Source organism: Paenibacillus sp. BGI2013, assembly GCF_002843485.1.
Classification (GTDB): domain Bacteria; phylum Bacillota; class Bacilli; order Paenibacillales; family Paenibacillaceae; genus Paenibacillus; species Paenibacillus amylolyticus.
The window spans coordinates 81,058-99,386 of sequence record NZ_PJFA01000004.1; the positions used below are offsets into that span (position 1 = coordinate 81,058).

General features: G+C 43.8%; 12 protein-coding genes. 8 read left to right on the forward strand and 4 right to left on the reverse strand.

The window, feature by feature from the left end; genetic code table 11:
* Positions 1-5 precede the first annotated feature (5 nt).
* Positions 6-1,319: an ABC transporter substrate-binding protein gene (locus CXK86_RS11445; protein WP_101313724.1), complete on the reverse strand. Its 1,314-nt coding sequence runs from the start codon at positions 1,317-1,319 to the stop codon at positions 6-8.
* Between the two features lie 206 nt (positions 1,320-1,525).
* On the opposite strand from CXK86_RS11445, the gene CXK86_RS11450 reads away from it, so the two are divergent.
* From CXK86_RS11450 to CXK86_RS11460, 3 genes are all read left to right on the forward strand, one after another.
* Positions 1,526-3,289, forward strand: coding sequence for a sensor histidine kinase (locus CXK86_RS11450; protein WP_101313725.1), 1,764 nt, complete (start codon positions 1,526-1,528; stop codon positions 3,287-3,289).
* 16 nt (positions 3,290-3,305) lie between these two features.
* Complete coding sequence (locus tag CXK86_RS11455; RefSeq protein ID WP_101313726.1) at positions 3,306-4,832, forward strand: response regulator; 1,527 nt, start codon at positions 3,306-3,308, stop codon at positions 4,830-4,832.
* Between the two features lie 243 nt (positions 4,833-5,075).
* Positions 5,076-7,061, forward strand: a complete 1,986-nt coding sequence (locus CXK86_RS11460) for a methyl-accepting chemotaxis protein (RefSeq protein ID WP_257467812.1) — start codon at positions 5,076-5,078, stop codon at positions 7,059-7,061.
* A gap of 94 nt (positions 7,062-7,155) precedes the next feature.
* Here CXK86_RS11460 and CXK86_RS11465 read toward each other — a convergent pair whose 3' ends face one another.
* On the reverse strand, positions 7,156-8,028 hold the full coding sequence (locus CXK86_RS11465; RefSeq protein WP_101313728.1) for a helix-turn-helix transcriptional regulator: 873 nt from the start codon (positions 8,026-8,028) through the stop codon (positions 7,156-7,158).
* Positions 8,029-8,273: 245 nt separating this feature from the next.
* On the opposite strand from CXK86_RS11465, the gene CXK86_RS11470 reads away from it, so the two are divergent.
* Together CXK86_RS11470 and CXK86_RS11475 are read left to right on the forward strand one after the other, a co-directional pair.
* Entirely contained in the window at positions 8,274-9,473 is a 1,200-nt protein-coding gene (locus CXK86_RS11470) for an MFS transporter (RefSeq protein ID WP_101313729.1), read from the forward strand.
* Between the two features lie 215 nt (positions 9,474-9,688).
* The gene (locus CXK86_RS11475) at positions 9,689-10,444 is read left to right on the forward strand and encodes a gamma-glutamyl-gamma-aminobutyrate hydrolase family protein (protein WP_101313865.1); all 756 of its coding nucleotides are present in this window, start codon (positions 9,689-9,691) and stop codon (positions 10,442-10,444) included.
* Between the two features lie 108 nt (positions 10,445-10,552).
* On the opposite strand, the gene CXK86_RS11480 is transcribed toward CXK86_RS11475, so the two are convergent.
* Both CXK86_RS11480 and CXK86_RS11485 read right to left on the reverse strand, forming a co-directional pair.
* A complete protein-coding gene (locus CXK86_RS11480; RefSeq protein ID WP_101313730.1) occupies positions 10,553-12,877 on the reverse strand; it encodes an MMPL family transporter in 2,325 nt (774 codons plus the stop codon).
* Between the two features lie 19 nt (positions 12,878-12,896).
* Positions 12,897-13,544: a TetR/AcrR family transcriptional regulator gene (locus tag CXK86_RS11485; protein ID WP_076253018.1), complete on the reverse strand. Its 648-nt coding sequence runs from the start codon at positions 13,542-13,544 to the stop codon at positions 12,897-12,899.
* Between the two features lie 236 nt (positions 13,545-13,780).
* On the opposite strand from CXK86_RS11485, the gene CXK86_RS11490 reads away from it, so the two are divergent.
* From CXK86_RS11490 to CXK86_RS11505, 3 genes are all read left to right on the forward strand, one after another.
* Positions 13,781-14,674 (forward strand): TetR/AcrR family transcriptional regulator, encoded by an 894-nt coding sequence (locus tag CXK86_RS11490; protein ID WP_101313731.1) that lies wholly within the window; start codon positions 13,781-13,783, stop codon positions 14,672-14,674.
* A gap of 217 nt (positions 14,675-14,891) precedes the next feature.
* A complete protein-coding gene (locus tag CXK86_RS11495) occupies positions 14,892-16,151 on the forward strand; it encodes a cytochrome P450 family protein (protein WP_101313732.1) in 1,260 nt (419 codons plus the stop codon).
* A gap of 938 nt (positions 16,152-17,089) precedes the next feature.
* Positions 17,090-18,328: a saccharopine dehydrogenase family protein gene (locus tag CXK86_RS11505; protein ID WP_017688530.1), complete on the forward strand. Its 1,239-nt coding sequence runs from the start codon at positions 17,090-17,092 to the stop codon at positions 18,326-18,328.
* Position 18,329 lies beyond the last annotated feature (1 nt).

Below are 18,329 nucleotides of genomic sequence, written 5' to 3' on the forward strand. Positions count from 1 at the left end.
ACTCTTTAGAAACCTTCTACACCTTTATCCTGCATCAGCTGACTGAACTTCTCATCCCAGGATTTCAGTACTTCTTCCGGTGACAATCCGCCTGCAAATTGATCCTGCAATAATCGGTACAGTTCGCTGCGATCAACCAGCATGTATGCATCCGTTGTCAGCACGGTTTTCTTCGGCGTAATATAGTTGTCTACAATATCCTGCTTGTAAGCCGGCAATTCTGGTGTGGTGACGTCACTGAAATTGGATACGTACCCTTTGGAGTCCACGATCTGTTGTGCGACATCCTTGGAAGCGATATAGTCTAGGAACTGTTTGGCTTCATCCAAATGTTTGGATTTCTTCGGAATGAACAGTTGTCCGCCCAGTGGACTTGCACCCAGACTGGCATTGTCTGACGATGGAATCGGGAATACGCCCAGTTCCATATTTGGATCTTGCTCGGCCACGCCTTCAATTAACCAATCGCCCATAAACATCATGGCCACTTCCTTGTTCAGGAATTTACCTACGGCCATGTCATAGCTGTCGCTAAGCACATCCGTGTTGGTGTAACCTTTGGTGTAAATTTCATATTGTTGTTCCAGGAATGTTTTGAATTCCGGGATATCAGACCATTTTTTCTTGTTGCTGTTCAACTCATCAAAAAAAGTCGGTTCATTTTTGGCTACAAAATCGGCAAAAGCTGCAGCAGGCCAGATGTTGGCAGCCCAGGCATCTTTGTACGGCATAAATACAGGTGTAATGCCACTTGCTTTGATTTTTTCACAGATCGCCAGGAATTCTTCGTAGTTGGTTGGAAGCGACAACCCGAGTTCTTCAAAGATTTGTTTGTTATAAACGACCCCTTGCATCCCCGTATCTTGGCTGACATGGAAGCTGTAGAGATGACCACCAGAAGAGAGGACGTCTTTGTTCACAATTCTGCTTGCCCAAGGCTCGTTATCCAGAATCTCGAAGTTACGTTCAAGGTTCAGGTCTGTGACTGCGCTCGCCAGATTGTACTGAATAATGTCAGGCGTTTCATCTACAGCCAGTTTGGTTTGCAGTACAGTTGTCGTTTGTTCCGCTGGAATCAGCTGCAAATTGACACGAATGTTCGTTTGTTTTTCGAATGCATCAAGAATGTCCTGCTGGATGAAAGCAGAGTCCTGAGAACTTTTAGAGATTGCCAGCTCCAATGTGACTTTGCCACTCTTGCTGTCCCCGCCAGCAGCTGTGCCGGAATCCGTACCTCCTGATCCACAAGCCGTTAATGAGACCGATAATAAACTGGCCAGAATAATGGAAAACACCTTTTTTCTTTTTATTGTTTTCAATGCAAATCCCCCTCTGAAACGTGTAGTGAATCCGTTTACAAGTCCGATTATAGATTCTTTTCTCGCCCCGGTACATGTCTGTGCTTGAACGTTGATGTGTAAAATCCTGAACTTGAAATCGCTATCATTTCATGAAATACCGTGATAGAGTAGACATGAATATAAGGGATTTCACATCATGTCAGAACAGGAGGGCATCTCTGAGAATGGCAAAGCTCATACATAAAGCAACTCAATTCAGTTTGCAGACAAAGGTGTTTTTGACATTTCTGGCTCTGCTTTTGTTTGTGCTGGGCTGTTTTATCGTGTATGTAAATGTGATCGTTGTCCGCCCGCTCAAACTGAAAACAGAGCAGGATACGCTCGTTACAGCTACGAAGGTAAGAGAGCAAGTTGATCTATACGTAGAACAACAGAACCAGATGTCGCAGCGAATATTATCCAGCAAAAATATATTTGTAGCCATGGACAAGAGCTCCTCAGCTCATAGTAACTATGAAAGACTGAAGCAAATTCGGATCATCAAAGACATCATGTTTCAGGCCATCGGGCCGAGCATGAATATCAAGGACATGTCCATCTACGACAATCACGGGGTTCTCCTGACATCATATCTGGGTTCGGGTAATCCTCCCGCAATCCTGAACACCATGATGGAGAGTAGTCAGGTCGGACGAGATTGGACGGAAAGTGGTTTTGTTCTGCTGCGTCAAGACGATACGATCTCCTTTGTGCGCACGATCAATGATCAGAACGGCAAGGTGTACGGTTATCTTAGCATCCAGATGGAACAGGCCTATATACAGAACCTAACGGAGGGCATTACCGCTGGCGATGTCTATATTCTGAATGAACAAGGCGAGCAGATGACAGGTTCGGAAGCGGGTGTGACATTTACCAATTGGACAAAGCCTGCATCAGACGAGGGACTGGATGTAGACAAAAACGACAATTATATCACACATTCCACATCACCCAGTACAGGCTGGATCACGTATATCATAACGCCCAAAAAATCTGTTCTAGGCTCGATCCATTCGGTTCAGACGATGTCCATTCTGCTGATTACAGCACTGATGCTGGTTTCGTTTGTGTATATCTTCTTGTCGACACGTAACCTGCTGCTGCCTATCCGCAAGCTACGCGGTCAGATCTGGCGCATGAACTACAGCAATATGAATCTGAAAGTGGATGAAACGCCGAAGAATAACGATCTCTTATTGCTAAATGAAGCCTTTCAGGATCTGATGGAGAGGCTGCAGCAATCCATTGACCGGGAAAAATCGGCGCTTCATGAAGAAGTAAAGGCGCGTAATTCGGCGCTGCAAGCCCAGATTGCACCTCATTTTATTCATAATGTCTTATACCTGATCAGTATTGCCGCCCAAGAGGGGAAGACCAAAGTTGTATCGGATATGTGCAAACATCTTTCGGACAGTCTGCGTTATATTGTCTCTTCACCATACGCGCATGTGACTTTGGCTGAGGAGCTTCAACATACGAGACATTATCTGTCCCTTGTACAACAAAAGTACGAAGAGGATCTGGAGTGGGACATCTGTGCTGACGAGCTGGCGAACGATATCCGGTTGCCGAGGTTGGTCATTCAGCCGTTTGTGGAAAATTGCATTGAACATGCCTTTGCCAACACCGCGCCGCCTTGGCGTATCCAGATTACCGTGAAGCAATATAACGGATTATGGGCTTTGGAGATCAAAGATAACGGAGAGGGCTTTCCACCGGATAAGATCCAGGAGATTTTAGCCAATATTCAGGCATCGGGTTCCGTAATGAACCAGACTGCCGATCGTGGAACAGCCCTTGGTAACATGGGGATTATCAACAGTGTCAATCGACTCAAACTAATGTATAACAACCGGCTCTTTATTAATATATTTAACAATCATGCGGAAGAGCAACATGGAGCAACGATTCAAATCATCGGCTCACTGACGAGAGATTTTTACTAGCGAGGAGGCATAGGCGATGTATAACGTTATGATCGTTGAGGATAGCAAACCGATATTACGTAATATTAAAATGCTCTTGGAGACGCTGAGCTTCCCGATTCGTGTAGCGGCTACGGCAACGAATGGAGAAGAAGCCTTGGCAGCGTTAAAGCAGGAACCGATTGATCTGCTGTTGACCGATATACGAATGCCGAAAATGGATGGGCTGTCCCTGATTGAGCAAGCCAAAATTGCCAACCCGGATCTGAAGGTCATCTTGATTAGCGGTTACAGCGATTTTGAATACACAAGAAAAGCATTGAACCTGCAAGTGTTTGACTATTTGTTAAAACCTGTCGAGCGAGAGGCGCTTGAAGAAGTCATGAGTCGGGTAATTGACCAACTTGATCAACAGATGTCCAAGGAACTGCTGGATTTGCAGGAAATCATTCATCCCCAATGTGAGACTACGCCGAAACAGGGGGAGGAGTTTCCGCCTTTATTCAGCCAGATGATGATCATTATGAGCAAACAGCCTTTTACCGCAGGGCATGAACGATGGGTGCAGGGGGAACTTGGTGGCATAGTGCAGGATTTTTTTGCATTCCATCCTTGTCGTGTTTACACTAGTCAAACCCCATATCAATTTATCGCTTTTGTCAACAAGAGTGCACTTGAGGTGTACTCTTCCGTACATGAATGTCTTGAATCGTTGCGACGGCATTTGGTTGCGCATGACATCGATGCGATCATTGGAGGACAACTTCTATTCGCTGAGTCTGGTAATCTGCCGGAGCTCTATCACCGCATGTCGTCCATTTTGTCTGAGCAGCAACGTTTGAAACAAGGAATAGTGCTGGATACCGGGAATCCGGTGTCGATGGCCAGATCTGAGACAGGCTGTCTGGATCCGGTGCAGGAATCTGCTTTTGTACAGATGATACAGGCTCGGCAGAAAGAACGGTTTGCTCTTAAGTTATCCGAATTGCTGAATCGATGGGCAGAGGAAAATGTACATATGACCGAGGTGGATCGGTTTATTGGATTGATTGTAGACACGTTTGCTCATCTGTACGAGGAACAGGGGGCGGGCATGAGATTGGGTCTGGAGCTTCGGTCAAGACAATTCGCCCAGGCACAGTCCTATGCCGATTTTTGCCGGGAACTGGCGGAATGGACGGGACAGTGCTTCGATATGCTGCAATCCCACGTTCGAAAAAGCAAGGCGATCCTGTTTGAACAGATTGACGATTACGTAAAACTAAATAAATATTCTCAATTATCTATCAACGACATTGCCATGAAGTTTCACGTTAGCCCGTCGTACGTCAGCAGAGTGATCAAAAATGCAACACAAATTACATTTGTTCAGTATTACACCCGGCTTCGCATTAAGGAGGCATGCAGACTGATGGAATGCCAACCGGACATGAAGTTTAAGGAAGTTTCCGATTTGCTGTCGTTTAGCGATCAGCACTATTTCTCGAAGGTGTTCAAAGAGTATACGGGACTAAGTCCTACGGATTATAAACAACAGATGTCTGGTATAAAGACCCAATCATAGTTAACAAACCCTTTTTAATTATGTTATAATACTAAACAAATACGGCTTGTTACTGAATTCATTCAGGCAATACCTATGTATATACATGCTCAGAGTTTCTTTGGGTGTGCATATATATGGGTTTTTTTGCGTTTACTGGCCGATTAGTTCTACCAAAAATGAATAAAGAGAGGAAGATTGAACTTGAAAAAGGAAAGTGAAAAAAGGTCATTTTATAAGAAAGGAGGAGCCGTTTTACGATTAATGAGTACTCGACTCATTGCAGCTTTCCTTGCGGTACTTATTATCCCCACTGCACTTATCGGTTATTTCTCATATGATAGTGCCAAAGATCAGGTACAACAAAAAATGACGGATCCCATCAACACCATTTTAACCATGACAGGGCAGCATATTAACAATCTGGTGGGGGAAAAAGCAGCATTATTGAGTTACATAGACAGTATGTATGGCACCACCCCCAGTCAGACGAACAACGAAGCAGTACAAGTAGGAATCGACCAGTTAGCTGATACATATCCTGATATTCTTGCCATAACCGTGGGCAACGACCAAGGCGATGTTATATCATCTCCAACAATAGAGGATGCAACATACGATCCACGCAGCACAGAATGGTATGCCAATGGTGAAAGTAACAATGGATCACTCTATTTTTCGAGTATTATGAATGATCCGGCATCGGGGAAGATTTATGTAGAGATTTCAAAAGCTCTTTCAGATGAACATGGTGTAGCAAGTATTAAACTTGATCTGGAGCCATTAGCAAAAGCGTTATCATATGTGGATGTCGGAGGTAATGGAAGTCTGATTGTAGTAGACTCCAATCGAACGATTGCAGCTTGGTCCGGTGCGATTGCAAAAGGTGGAGGAGGAGAGCTCGGCGGAGCACTCATAGAGGGAATTCCAGTCCATCCTAATACGGCTTCAAATTCCGATGAACCGATGGCATTTTCTCAATTTGTCAGAACGGATCTGGCGTATGATCTGGAGGTATATAACGGTGTTAATGCTTTAACGGGTTGGAATGTCATTGCTTTGATGGGCCATGAAGATTTTATCGCCGCAGCGAAACCCATTATGGTATCGAGTCTAACGGTCATTGTTATATCTGTATTGATTGCCGGTGTAATTATTTTCTTCATTCTGAGATCTTTTATCGTACCTATGCAAAAACTGCGAAAGGCCACCCGCAGCGTAAGCGAAGGGAATCTGTCCGAACGGGTTAATCTTAAAACCGAAAACGAATTTGGTATATTGGCAAATGATTTTGACCAAATGACCATCTCCCTTCAATCGGTGGTTGCTGAACTTCACCAGACTTCATCGTTGTTAAGTCACTCTTCCCAGATGATTCAGGAAAGTACAGAACAAACCACCCAATCGGTTCAACATGTGGCCGAAACCATGCAACAGACTGCGGAATCAGCTATCGTTGGGGCGGAGAATTCGGAACAAACCGCGAATGCCGTAGAAGAGATGGCGAGAGGCATCAGTACAATTGCAGAATCTGCGAGTGCGATTGTGGATTCGGCTGAAGAGACGGAGCGCGCTGTTGCTAATGGTGGGAAAACGATAAACCAGGTCGGAGAACAAATGGAACACATTCTCGGAGCTGTTGAAGAAACCTCGGCATTGATTAATGAGCTGTCCAGTCTCTCCGCCGAAGCTAATCGAATGAATGAAGCGATTGCGGATATCTCTCGGCAAACCAATCTTCTATCACTGAATGCCTCTATTGAAGCATCAAGAGCAGGAGAACACGGAAAAGGTTTTGCTGTCGTTGCAGGCGAGGTACGAACGTTATCGATGCAATCCAAACAAAGTGCGGACGAGATTGGCGCTACCATTGGCAAAATGCTTGATTTGATTGCCAAATCCACGTCTCTTATGAATGATAAAGTTCGTAATCAAGTTGGTGAAGGAATGCGGATCAGCCAAGAAGCTTCTGCAACCATATCGAACATTGAACAATATACAACGCATATCGTGGATCAAATTCAGGATATTTCCGCTGTCTCAGAACAGTTGTCAGCCAGTACGGAAGAAGTCTCGGCTACCGTTGCCGCGATGAGTCATATCTCTAAAGTATCGGCTGATAGTGCTCAGACAACTTCAGCAGCAGCCCAAGAACAAATGGCGGCGATGCAGGAGATATCCGCATCATCTGCACAGCTATCCAAAACAGCTGAGAATATGCAAGAACTGGTTCGCCGGTTTAAGCTCTAGAGTAGAAGTAAGTAAGTGTGTAAAGAAATATGTAAAGAGACATGTAAAGCACCAGGCGCTCCCCTAATGGAGCGCCTTTCTGCATGTAGTACGATTAGTAAGAATGTGACACCTCATCCCCGAACATATCCTTTTGATTCTTTTTTCGGAAACTTCGTGGTGATTCACCAACCGTTTTGGTAAATAAAATCGTAAAGTAATTGGGGTTATCGTAACCGACCAGTTTGGCAATTTCCCATATTTTTTTGTTGGTTGAGACTAATAATCGGGTGGCTTCACCCAATCTTCGTTGAATCAGGTAATGATAAGGAGAAGTGCCATAGTGATTTTTATACATATGAATTAAGTAATAAAAATCGATATGAAATTGATCTGCCAATTCTTTGAGCTTAATGTTTTGCCGATAGTTGGTATCCAAATAGTCTTTAATGCTCTCAGCAAGGGTATTGCTCTCAACGATCTCCCCACTAGGAAGCTGCTGACGGGACTGCCGATCGATGATCAGAAGTATTGCTTTCAGGACATGCCCAGAGATCGACTCGTATCCATGTTCCCGGATTGAAAATTCATTGAAGAGAGTCTGCATTAACGAATGGAGCTCATCGGAATATCGGTTGGCTCGAATGATCGGATTGTTAGAGGGAGGGATGACCCAATCCTCAAGGGTCTGGGTGCCTTCTGCAAAACGAAAGCCGCAATAAAAGGTGGATAACGGGAATTCAGGATTGGACTTCTCCTCGTGAAGAGTACCCTTGTTATATATGAGCATGTCCCCTTTTTGAGCCCAGTGTTTGGTACCGTCAATGGTGAACAATCCTTTGCCTTCAGTTACGTAGATAATCTCATGCAGATCGTCATGTTTATGCGTCGGAAAACTCCAATGGGGATTGTCGGCCAGTTTTCCTACATAAATAATGGTGCAATCTCGATTTGGATGCCGTTGGCCGGATTCGTGGTGTGGATTCATCTATGTCTTCCCTTCAGAATCTGTAATGAAAGTCTGTGTTGAAATGACAACATATATAATGTTTTGCAATAAAACCACAACAACCTTGATTGTCGCCATGGTATATCTGACAGTACAATTTCACTATCCAAAATGTACTATATATCGAAAGTGAAGGGATGGGAAAGCAGAAAATACATGAATTAATGATCGTAGACAGAATTGAAGCGCTTGCAACAATAGAAAGGATTAGTGAGTATTGATTTATGACTAGAAATAGAGAGAACCTACTTATTTTAACGCTTACGCTTGTTAGCTTTGTACTGGGAACAACCGAGTATGTCATTGTGGGTGTGTTGAAGGAAATTGAAAGTTATATGAAAATATCACTTGCTGCCGCGGGTATGCTTGTCTCCGGTTTTGCGATTGCATACGCAGTGGGTACACCATTTGCTGTGGCTTTCTTGGCCAAAATATCCAGAAGAAGTTCCATATTGATCGGATTTGCAATCGTGTTAGCATTAAATCTATTGACCGTGTTCTCAACAACATTCTCTTCTCTGATGGCCATTCGCATCGTGTCGGCCGTTGCTTGTGGACTTACGATATCGCTTTCGATCTCGATCGTAAGCGACGCAGTAAACCGGGAGCGAAGAGGGGAAGCTATCGCCTGGATTCTGGGCGGATTTTCAATCGCTAATGTGCTAGGTGTTCCGCTCGGTACTTTTATCGGACAACATCTGAGTTGGTCCATGACGTTTGTTGTTACGGCATGCATAGGTGTTGTGCCGCTGGTGTTCATGTTCCGTATTCTGCCACGCCAAACAACAACGATTGCAGGTTCGTTCAGTGATCAGATGTCTCTCTTTTTAAAACCACGGATATTGCTGGCCTGTCTGATCCCTGTACTGGGAAACAGCTGTATTTTCGTCGTTTTTACGTACATTACGCCACTCCTGAGTGAGACGATGGGTGTGCCAGTACAATGGATTAGTGCCATACTCCTGATCTATGGCGCCTGCAGCATACTGAGTAACTGGATTGGTGCCAAAATAGCCAAGGATGACTTCCTGCCCAAGCTCAAGCGACTTTTCGTCATCCAAGCCATCCTGTTCCTTGGCATGAGTTTTACCGTTTCTAATGTGTGGATGGGCTTGGCGTTTCTGTTCCTGATTGGATGTCTGTCATCCTCCATGAGCGCGGCATCCCAGTTATATTTGTTTGATGTGTCAGGATCGATCGCGCCGGGGTCCAAAGCATTTGCATCTACACTCCTGCCTGTGGCGGCCAATGTGGGTATAGCGCTAGGCTCTGGTGTCGGGGGAATTGCCGTTAATATGGGTGGTCTCCAGTGGGTGCCTTCAGTTGCTGTGATGCTTGCCTTGCTGGCTTTTGTCGTTACCCTGATATGTCAGCGTTCCATCCAAGTGAATTCAGACGAAGCAACCACTGTAAAAGCAGCTTAGATGAGATGCTGTCTAGACTAAACGCATGAATGCGTGTATATGGTATATGAACTACAAACAAAGTCGCTGTTATACGGCTTTGTTTGTTTTTTTAGTTTTCCAGCATTCCGGATGTAACGGGTTCGTAGATGATAGAGGTAGGATAATGCAATAATTCAGTGAATTTATATATGAAGAGATCTGATAAAATGAATGAAAAGCTTGGAGGTAATGCCATGAAAAAGCCGATGATCGGTGTTCTGCCTTTGTATGATACAGACAAAAAAAGTTACTGGATGCTTCCAGATTATATGAACGCCATAGAAGGAGCAGGTGGGATTCCACTTATGCTACCTTTGACAACGGATATCGAGATCATAGCAACGCTGGCTAATCAGTTCGATGGGTTCCTGTTCACCGGGGGACATGATCTCAATCCTGAGCTGTATCATGAGCATGCAGAGGTTACCTGTGGAGAGTTGTGTATTGAACGCGATATGATGGAGTCGATATTATTACAAAAGGTAATTGAGCTTGATAAACCTACCTTTGGCATATGCCGTGGACTGCAGCTATTTAACGTTATGTTGGGTGGAACTTTATATCAAGACATTCCCACTAGCCTTCAACTTCATGGGAACAAGATCGTTAATCATAAGCAAAGTCCGCCGTATACGAATCTTGTACATGATGTACATATTGAGGAAAATAATTTGCTTCGTGATATCTTGCAAACTGATACGATAAAAGTGAACAGCTACCACCATCAGGGAATCAAGATGTTATCGGATAAGTTAACTGCTGTGGCCGTCGCTGAAGATGGACTCGTTGAATCCGTGGTCATGCCAAACCGCTCGTTTGTTTTGGCTGTGCAGTGGCATCCAGAGTACAGCTACAAAGTAGATGACTATAGTCAGAAGTTATTTGCGGCGTTTGTTAATGCTGCTAAATCCCCACGCTATACTATCCATATTGAAGACATCACCGCATAAAATGTGAAAAAGAAAAAAAGACCTCCTGTTTATAAAAACAGAGGAGGTCTTTGTATTGGTTAATGCAGTCGTAATAGTAATCATGGTATCGCCGTTCTATTGGCAGAATTATTTTGATCCAGACTTCGTGTTGGCATGCTCTTCAGCATTCAGGGAAGCAATCAGCTTCTCGCCTTCAACATCCAGGTTTGGTAGAATGCGATCCAGCCATTTTGGAAGTGCCCAAGCTTTGTCTCCGAAAATAGCCATGATGGCAGGGACCAAGCCCATACGGATGATAAAAGCATCAATCAGAATGCCTACCGCCAAAGTGAAACCAATCTGCTTGATCATGACATCGTCAGTGAATATAAATCCTGCAAATACAGAGACCATAATCACTGCTGCGGCAACAACCACGCGACTTACCTGATTGTACCCATGAACAACGGATTCGGTCCCGCGATGACCATGCACATAGGATTCCCGCATGGAGCTCACAAGGAAGACTTGATAGTCCATCGCCAGGCCATACAGGATACCTGTTACGATGATCGGCATAAAGCTCAGCAACGGGCCGCCGGTATCGAAACCAAAGAGCGAATGCAGCCAGCCCCATTGGAATACAGCAGTGGTGATCCCGAATGTAGCCAGGATACTAAGCAGGAAGCCAATTGTTGCTTTGATGGGAACGATGATCGAACGGAATACGAGTAACAGAATGATCAGTGACAACAGGATAATAATGCCTACATAAATAGGGAACACCTGCGCCAGTTTGGCGGACATATCGATGTTAACAGCTGTGAGTCCAGTAACTCCGAGTTTCACATCATAGGTCTGTGCGATGCCGGAATCAGCCGAGCGCAGATCAGTGACCAGTGTTTTAGTGAGATTATCGTTAGGACCCGTTTTTGGAATGAGACTGAAAATAGCTAAATCTTCTGTCATCCCAAGCGGTGTGACTTGTGCAACGTTATTCTGACCTTGAAGTTCCATCACCAGACCACCCAAGAGTTCCGGTGTAACTTTTGCGGAAGACTGATTAGGCTCTGCGACCAGAATAAGGGGTCCGTTGAATCCTTCTCCGAAGCCTTCGGAGATGGCATCATAACTTTGTCTTGCAGTTGTATCCAGATTCGCTGAGGAAGCGCCGGGGATACCCATTTCCATTTTGGTGATCGGCGTCGCGGCAAAACCAAGAATGACGATGATGGCGATAATGGTAGCCCAACGATTTTTGATAACGAATTTCACCCATCTGTTCGCGACTCCGTGGTTAGTGGCTTTAGGATGTTTCGCGCTTTTCTCACGAGCTTTGGCGGAACAGATGCGTTCTCCTACCAATCCCAGTAAAGCCGGCAACAGGGTTAAAGCAACAAATACGTTGATGAGCACGGTGGCAGCTGCGACTAAAGCCATCGTAGACAAGAATGTGAGACCGATGACAAGCATACCGCACAGTGCAATAATGACGGTTAATCCGGCAAAAAATACTGCGCTACCCGATGTACCAATGGCTCTGGCCGTTGCTTCTTTTGCGCTCAAGCCTTGATCAATGATCATTCGACGCTGGCGATTAACAATGAAGAGCGCATAGTCGATTCCAACAGCCAATCCAACCATTAGAGCTAGAACGGAAGTGACACTAGGCATTTCGATGAATTTGGAGATGGAGAACGCACCACCAACTCCAATGGCAACTCCTAGGAGTGCAGTGATCAGAGGCAGACCTGCTGCAACAACGGAGCCAAGGGTGATCAGCAATACAATGACAGCAATGACCAGTCCAACAATCTCTGCCGAGCCGACTCCAATCGATACCGTTTTGAGAGTTTCGCCCGGCAACACCTTAATATTGGTTCCTTGCTCTACCGTCATAACGGACTGAATAACGGAATCAAATACATCCTGTGTTATGGCAGACTGTTCAATTGTAAATTGGAACTGGAACAGTGCAATGCTGCCGTCCGAAGAGATCAGCATGCCAGGTACAGGAACACCATCCACCATCAAAGGTCCATAGGGAGGAGGCGTGGTTGTTGCGGATTGCGCCATATCAGTAGCCTGAGCATTCTGAACCATTTCCGCCTGAGCACCCGAATTACCCGCTTCAGCTGCATAGTCCGCAGGGTTAATGACTTTGTCTAATCCGTAAACTTCATTAACACCTTTCATCATGGCCGCCAAACGTTCAGGCGTATCCAAACGCTCGTTGTCTGGAGCTTTGAAGACAACACTTCCTTGACCGCCGGAGGCGGCAGGCAGTTCTTTTGCCAATTGATCCAGAACCTTCTGTGACTCTGTGCCTTCAATCTTCATTTCGGAACTGATGTGAATACCATTGATGCTGATCATGGAGATGACAATTCCCAGAATTAAAACCCAGCCAATGATGAAATAGGCAGGTTTGCTAAAAGCGGTTTTCCCCACTCTGTATAATAATGTAGACATTTCTCTATTTTACACTCCTCTATGATGAATGTGGATGGTTGGCATGTTCAAATCCTGCCCGTAAATGATTAAACGTGGTTTCCAAAAATTGATCGAATGTTAAAACACCGGGCTTGGTATCTTCAGTAATGACTTGTCCGGGCAGTAACACATTGAGTCTTCCATCAATTAATGGCAGTATTGTTCCATATAGTGCGTTGATCAAAAGATAAGTATAGATCTCGTCATACTTCCCGTTAGATAAGTCTAATAAGGTATCTTGTGCCTGCGTCTGCATCCGGTGCATGGCTCCAAGGTAATGCGGTTCAAGCACGGGATAGGTCTGGGATAGCGATAGTAGCTGATGAAGTCTTCCTATTAGTTCTGTTGTAAGCTGCATCTTGATCAGGTTATACAGTACGTCAAGCAAGGAGACGTTGTCGGGCAATTCGGTGAGCAACTCTTCGAGTTCCGTTGTATTCTGAACGGATATTGCGCCTCTGGCTACTGCCTCTTCCTTACATGTGAAGTAGTTTGCAAATGTTCTGCGGGAACAACCCACCTGATGCACGATATCTTCGACCGTAAAGCCATCAAGCCCATGTTCAAGGGTAAGTTCAAATGCAGCACTAGCAAGTGCTTTTTCAGTTGCTTCTTTCTTCAAATGTCGCAAGTTTCGTTTGATCATTATTCTCCGCTTATGCGTTCACCTCCAATACCAATGACTATGGTTTAATTCTTTTAAGAAGAGCACACTTACTGAATATGCACTTTGTGAGGTTTATCATAACAAACAAGTTGCTCATTGTGCAAATTTACTCATTGTGCAATTATTTTATATGACAGCTATACTGCGAATCAATGCTTCAACTCCTGAGGAATGAATGTTAAAATCAATAGAAAAACTTGGGGCGATAACGAGATATGAGTAGTCGTAAACAAAGTTTATTGGAAACAGCACTTGCACTATTTTTAGAGCACAGCTATGCAAATACAACAATCCAGATGATCTTGGATCAATCGGGTGTATCCAAAGGCACATTCTACAAATTCTTCAGTTCAAAAGAAGACTGTTTATATTCTATTATTGATCAGCGTATGCAAGAGGATGTTTTCATTCGCAAAGAGCTTGAACAAAATCACTATACATCGGATTATGACCTGCTTGTAGATCAGATTGCGATTCCTATGTCTGTACCTAATAAAGAGCGAGTATGGGAATTATATTGGACGGGTTTTTATTCCGGGGAGATCAACTCAGCCAAACTGGCTACAGTTCACCTAAAATGGCTGTCCACACGCTTGATTCAGGTTTACGGGAACGATATTAGCTTATATGCCAACGAAGGGGCCATATTGTGCTACGGCATATTACATCAGATTGCCAACACATCAAGAAGTCTAAATACGCAAAAACCGGTATGGAGCGAAGTGGTTCCCAAAGTATTAACGTACATTGAAGTGATCCTAAGAACAATGCATCAGAGAAATGAACATATTTTCGACTTTCAGTCTCTCTATTTCCTGAATGCCGATGAGCGTAACCATGATATGGGTCTGGACATCGATAATGTATTGATCGAATTTGATGAGTTCAACAACCGTGTTCAAAAATCCAAGGAATCTGCATCATTGAAGCAACTTTCGAAGGGGCTTTTAGCGCTATTACAGGATCAAGAGGATTTAAATATTCCTGTAATCGAAGTGGTGCTTCAAGCGTTTCACAAAGAGTACAAATCCAGTGCGTTTCAATCTGAAGCCAATAGACTGACCGAAGCCTGTTGGTGGTATTTGGAACTGGTGAAGCATCGTAATTAATATGGGGGTTGGCTCGTAGCCGACCTCTTTTTTTGCTTTTTTATGCTTCTAGTTATTAATTAATATACTATTAGTATATTAATTAATTGTTGTTATAACAGTTACTTTTTGCTTTTTAAACAATGATATTTGAAATTAAATATACGAGTAGTATATAATCGAAATGAACATATATTTCCATAGATTTGAATAACTTCACTTCGAAAGGAAGATTAATATGAATAACTCGAATAACCAGACATCAGAAAAAGCAGAATTTAATTTGTTTAGCGAAGAAAATAGTAAAGATCCATTTGCCATGTTTGCACAGATGCGTTCCAAAGGCTCCGTTGTCCCTATTCCTAATCCAATGGGTGGAGCAGGGCAAACCTGGATTGTAACTCGGATGGACGTTGCCATGGAAGTGCTGAAAGATCACTCTCGATTTACGGTAGATATGAACTCTATTGATAGTGGCAATGATATTCGAAAGAATCTCTCAGGTGAGCTTGGTTCATCGGAACCCCAGACTTTTTTTACCGGAAAGTCGATGCTCTTTGTTGATGAACCGGATCACCGAAGATTGCGTAGCCTGGTTTCCAAAGCGTTCACGCCAAGATATATGGAAAGCCTGCGTCCACGCGTCCAGGAAATTGCCGATGAGTTGATTGACCAAATCGAAGGAAAGGGAGAGATGGATCTTGTAAAAGACTATGCCTATCCTTTCCCAATAAACGTTATTTCCGAAATGTTGGGTATACCTCAGGAAGACCGACCTCAGATTCATGTATGGTCTGAAGCCATTGCAAAAGGTCTTGGTTTTGGTAAACAGGACCCTGCCGTAGCGCAGCACTTGCGATCATTCGCAGAGTACACCTCACAACTTGTGGCGAACAAACGAGTAGAACCTTCAGATGACCTCATCAGTCAATTGATTGCGATTGAGGAAGAGGGGGATCGACTGAATGAAGATGAATTAATATCCATGATCACGTTATTGATATTTGCCGGACATGAGACAACTTCCAATCTGATTGCAACTGGTTCTTATCTTCTTCTGACCCATCCCGAACAACTGGAACAACTGAAACAAGATCTGAACCTGGTTCCTTCTGCGGTGGAGGAGTTGCTACGATATAACGGACCCGCGACTTCCTCAGGTCCTCGTTATGCAACACAGGACACGGAGCTGGATGGACAATTGATTCAAAAGGGAGATGTTGTGATTCCCCTCCTGAAATCAGCGAATCGGGACGAACAGCAATTCACTGATCCAGAAGAATTGGATATTGAACGCAAAATAAAACGGCATTTGGCCTTTGGACACGGCATCCATATGTGTCTTGGCGCTCCACTTGCTCGTGTAGAAGGGGACGTGGCGTTTACTACGCTTTTACGTCGGCTACCGGATATTCAGCTCAGTATTCCTCAGGAAGAGATTCATTGGCACTCTGCTTTGTCATCACAGGGATTGGCAGCATTGCCCGTAAAATTTTAATAGATAAACTTAGTGTAACCCATTGGAGTATGACGAATTTTCGTCATACTCTTTATTTGTATAGATGATAGAATGGGATGAACAAGAAGCATTTCATGGAGTGAACATGCTTAAAGCAAAAACATAAAATTGAGTACATAAATTTTGTTGTAGAGGTAAACCTTATGAATAAAGATGAACAATTCATGCATAAAGCCATTGAGATTGCTCTGCAAGCTCGCAAAGAAGGAAACGAACCATTCGGCTCATGATCAATTAGCGGAAATTGCTGGTGGCAACATCATGATCTCGTGTGAAGAAGTATTTGAGAAAAGTCCTCAAAAACCTGAAGTAGTGGGGGAATTACTGAGCGCAGAAGGCTTGAAATTATTCGAAGGATATCAATTTCATTCCTAGTCGTTATCCGGAAAAAAAATTATTTTTTTGATAATTGCTTGATTTTTTTTTCAACGTCTGATAGTGTAAGACCTGTGATTTTGGGAAGTTAATTTATCAATATGAATTAGAGCTTTCCAGCAGATAATTTTGACCACTTCACCAGGAAGTTAAGGCCATACGGACAGCCGGGTCAAACGCCGATTGGCAACTTACGTTGCTTTATTGATTGAGTTCAAAGCTCAAATTTTATAAGTTGGTTACTTTACAACCAGTGCAATTGCACATCAACTTGTGAAACGGTCAATAAGAGTGGTAAAGGCGAATTATTTGCTATATAGACTCTGATCCAATATTGATATACATGAAGGAGCTTTCCGCCAAAGGAGTTCTTGTGAACTTTTTTGGTCATGGAGACTTCACGTCTTTTTTATGATGTATATCGATAAGCAAGTGTGATGATGCGCGATTGCGAGCATTTTTCACCTTGCTTTTTTTGTTGTCTTGTTGTCACCGTATTAAACCAATTAAAAAAAATACATATTGGGATAGGAGAATGTAAAATGGGAAAAGCACTAATCATCGGCGCCGGCGGCGTTGCTTCCGTGGCAGTACACAAATGCGTTCAAAACAGCGAAGTTTTTGAGGAAATCTGCATCGCGAGTCGTACAAAATCCAAATGTGATGAACTCAAAGCCAAGCTGGACGGCGGAAAAACAAAAATTACAACAGCACAAGTAGATGCTGACAATGTTGACGAACTGATCGCTCTGATCAACGAAGTTAAACCTGATATCGTTATGAACCTTGCTTTGCCGTATCAAGATCTGACAATCATGGATGCTTGTCTTGCAACTAAAACAAATTACATGGACACAGCGAACTATGAGCCACATGATACAGCGAAGTTTGAATACAGCTGGCAATGGGATTACAAAGAGCGTTTTGAACAAGCAGGCATCACTGCATTGCTCGGAAGTGGATTTGACCCAGGCGTGACTGGTGTATTCTCCGCTTATGCCCTGAAGCACTACTTTGACGAAATTGAGTACATCGACATTCTGGACTGCAATGGCGGCGACCATGGCTATCCGTTCGCAACCAACTTCAACCCTGAGATCAACATTCGCGAAGTATCTGCGAACGGAAGATACTGGGAGAATGGTGAATGGATCGAAACAAAACCGATGGAAATCAAACGTGTCTACGACTTCAAAGAAGTTGGCGAGAAAGACATGTACCTGTTGTACCATGAGGAATTGGAATCTTTGGCAAAAAACATGCCAGGTCTGAAACGTATCCGTTTCTTCATGACATTTGGTCAAAGCTACCTGACTCACTTGAAAGCTCTTGAAAATGTAGGCATGACTTCAATCGAGCCTATTGAATATGAAGGTAAACAAATTATTCCACTGCAATTCCTGAAAGCAGTACTGCCGGATCCAGCATCCCTTGGACCACGTACTGTGGGTAAAACAAACATCGGTTGTATTTTCAAAGGCAAAAAAGATGGTCAAGACAAAACATATTATGTATACAATATCTGTGATCACCAAGAGTGCTACAAAGAAGTTGGTTCCCAAGCAATCTCGTACACAACAGGCGTTCCAGCTATGATCGGTGCAGCAATGGTCATGACAGGCAAATGGAACAAACCAGGCGTATATAATGTAGAAGAGTTCAACCCAGATCCATTCATGGAAGAGTTGAACAAATGGGGCCTCCCATGGGTAGAAGACTTCAACCCGGTACTCGTTGATGAGCTGCCAGAAGAAGTTAAAGAATCGGAGCTTGTTCGCTAAA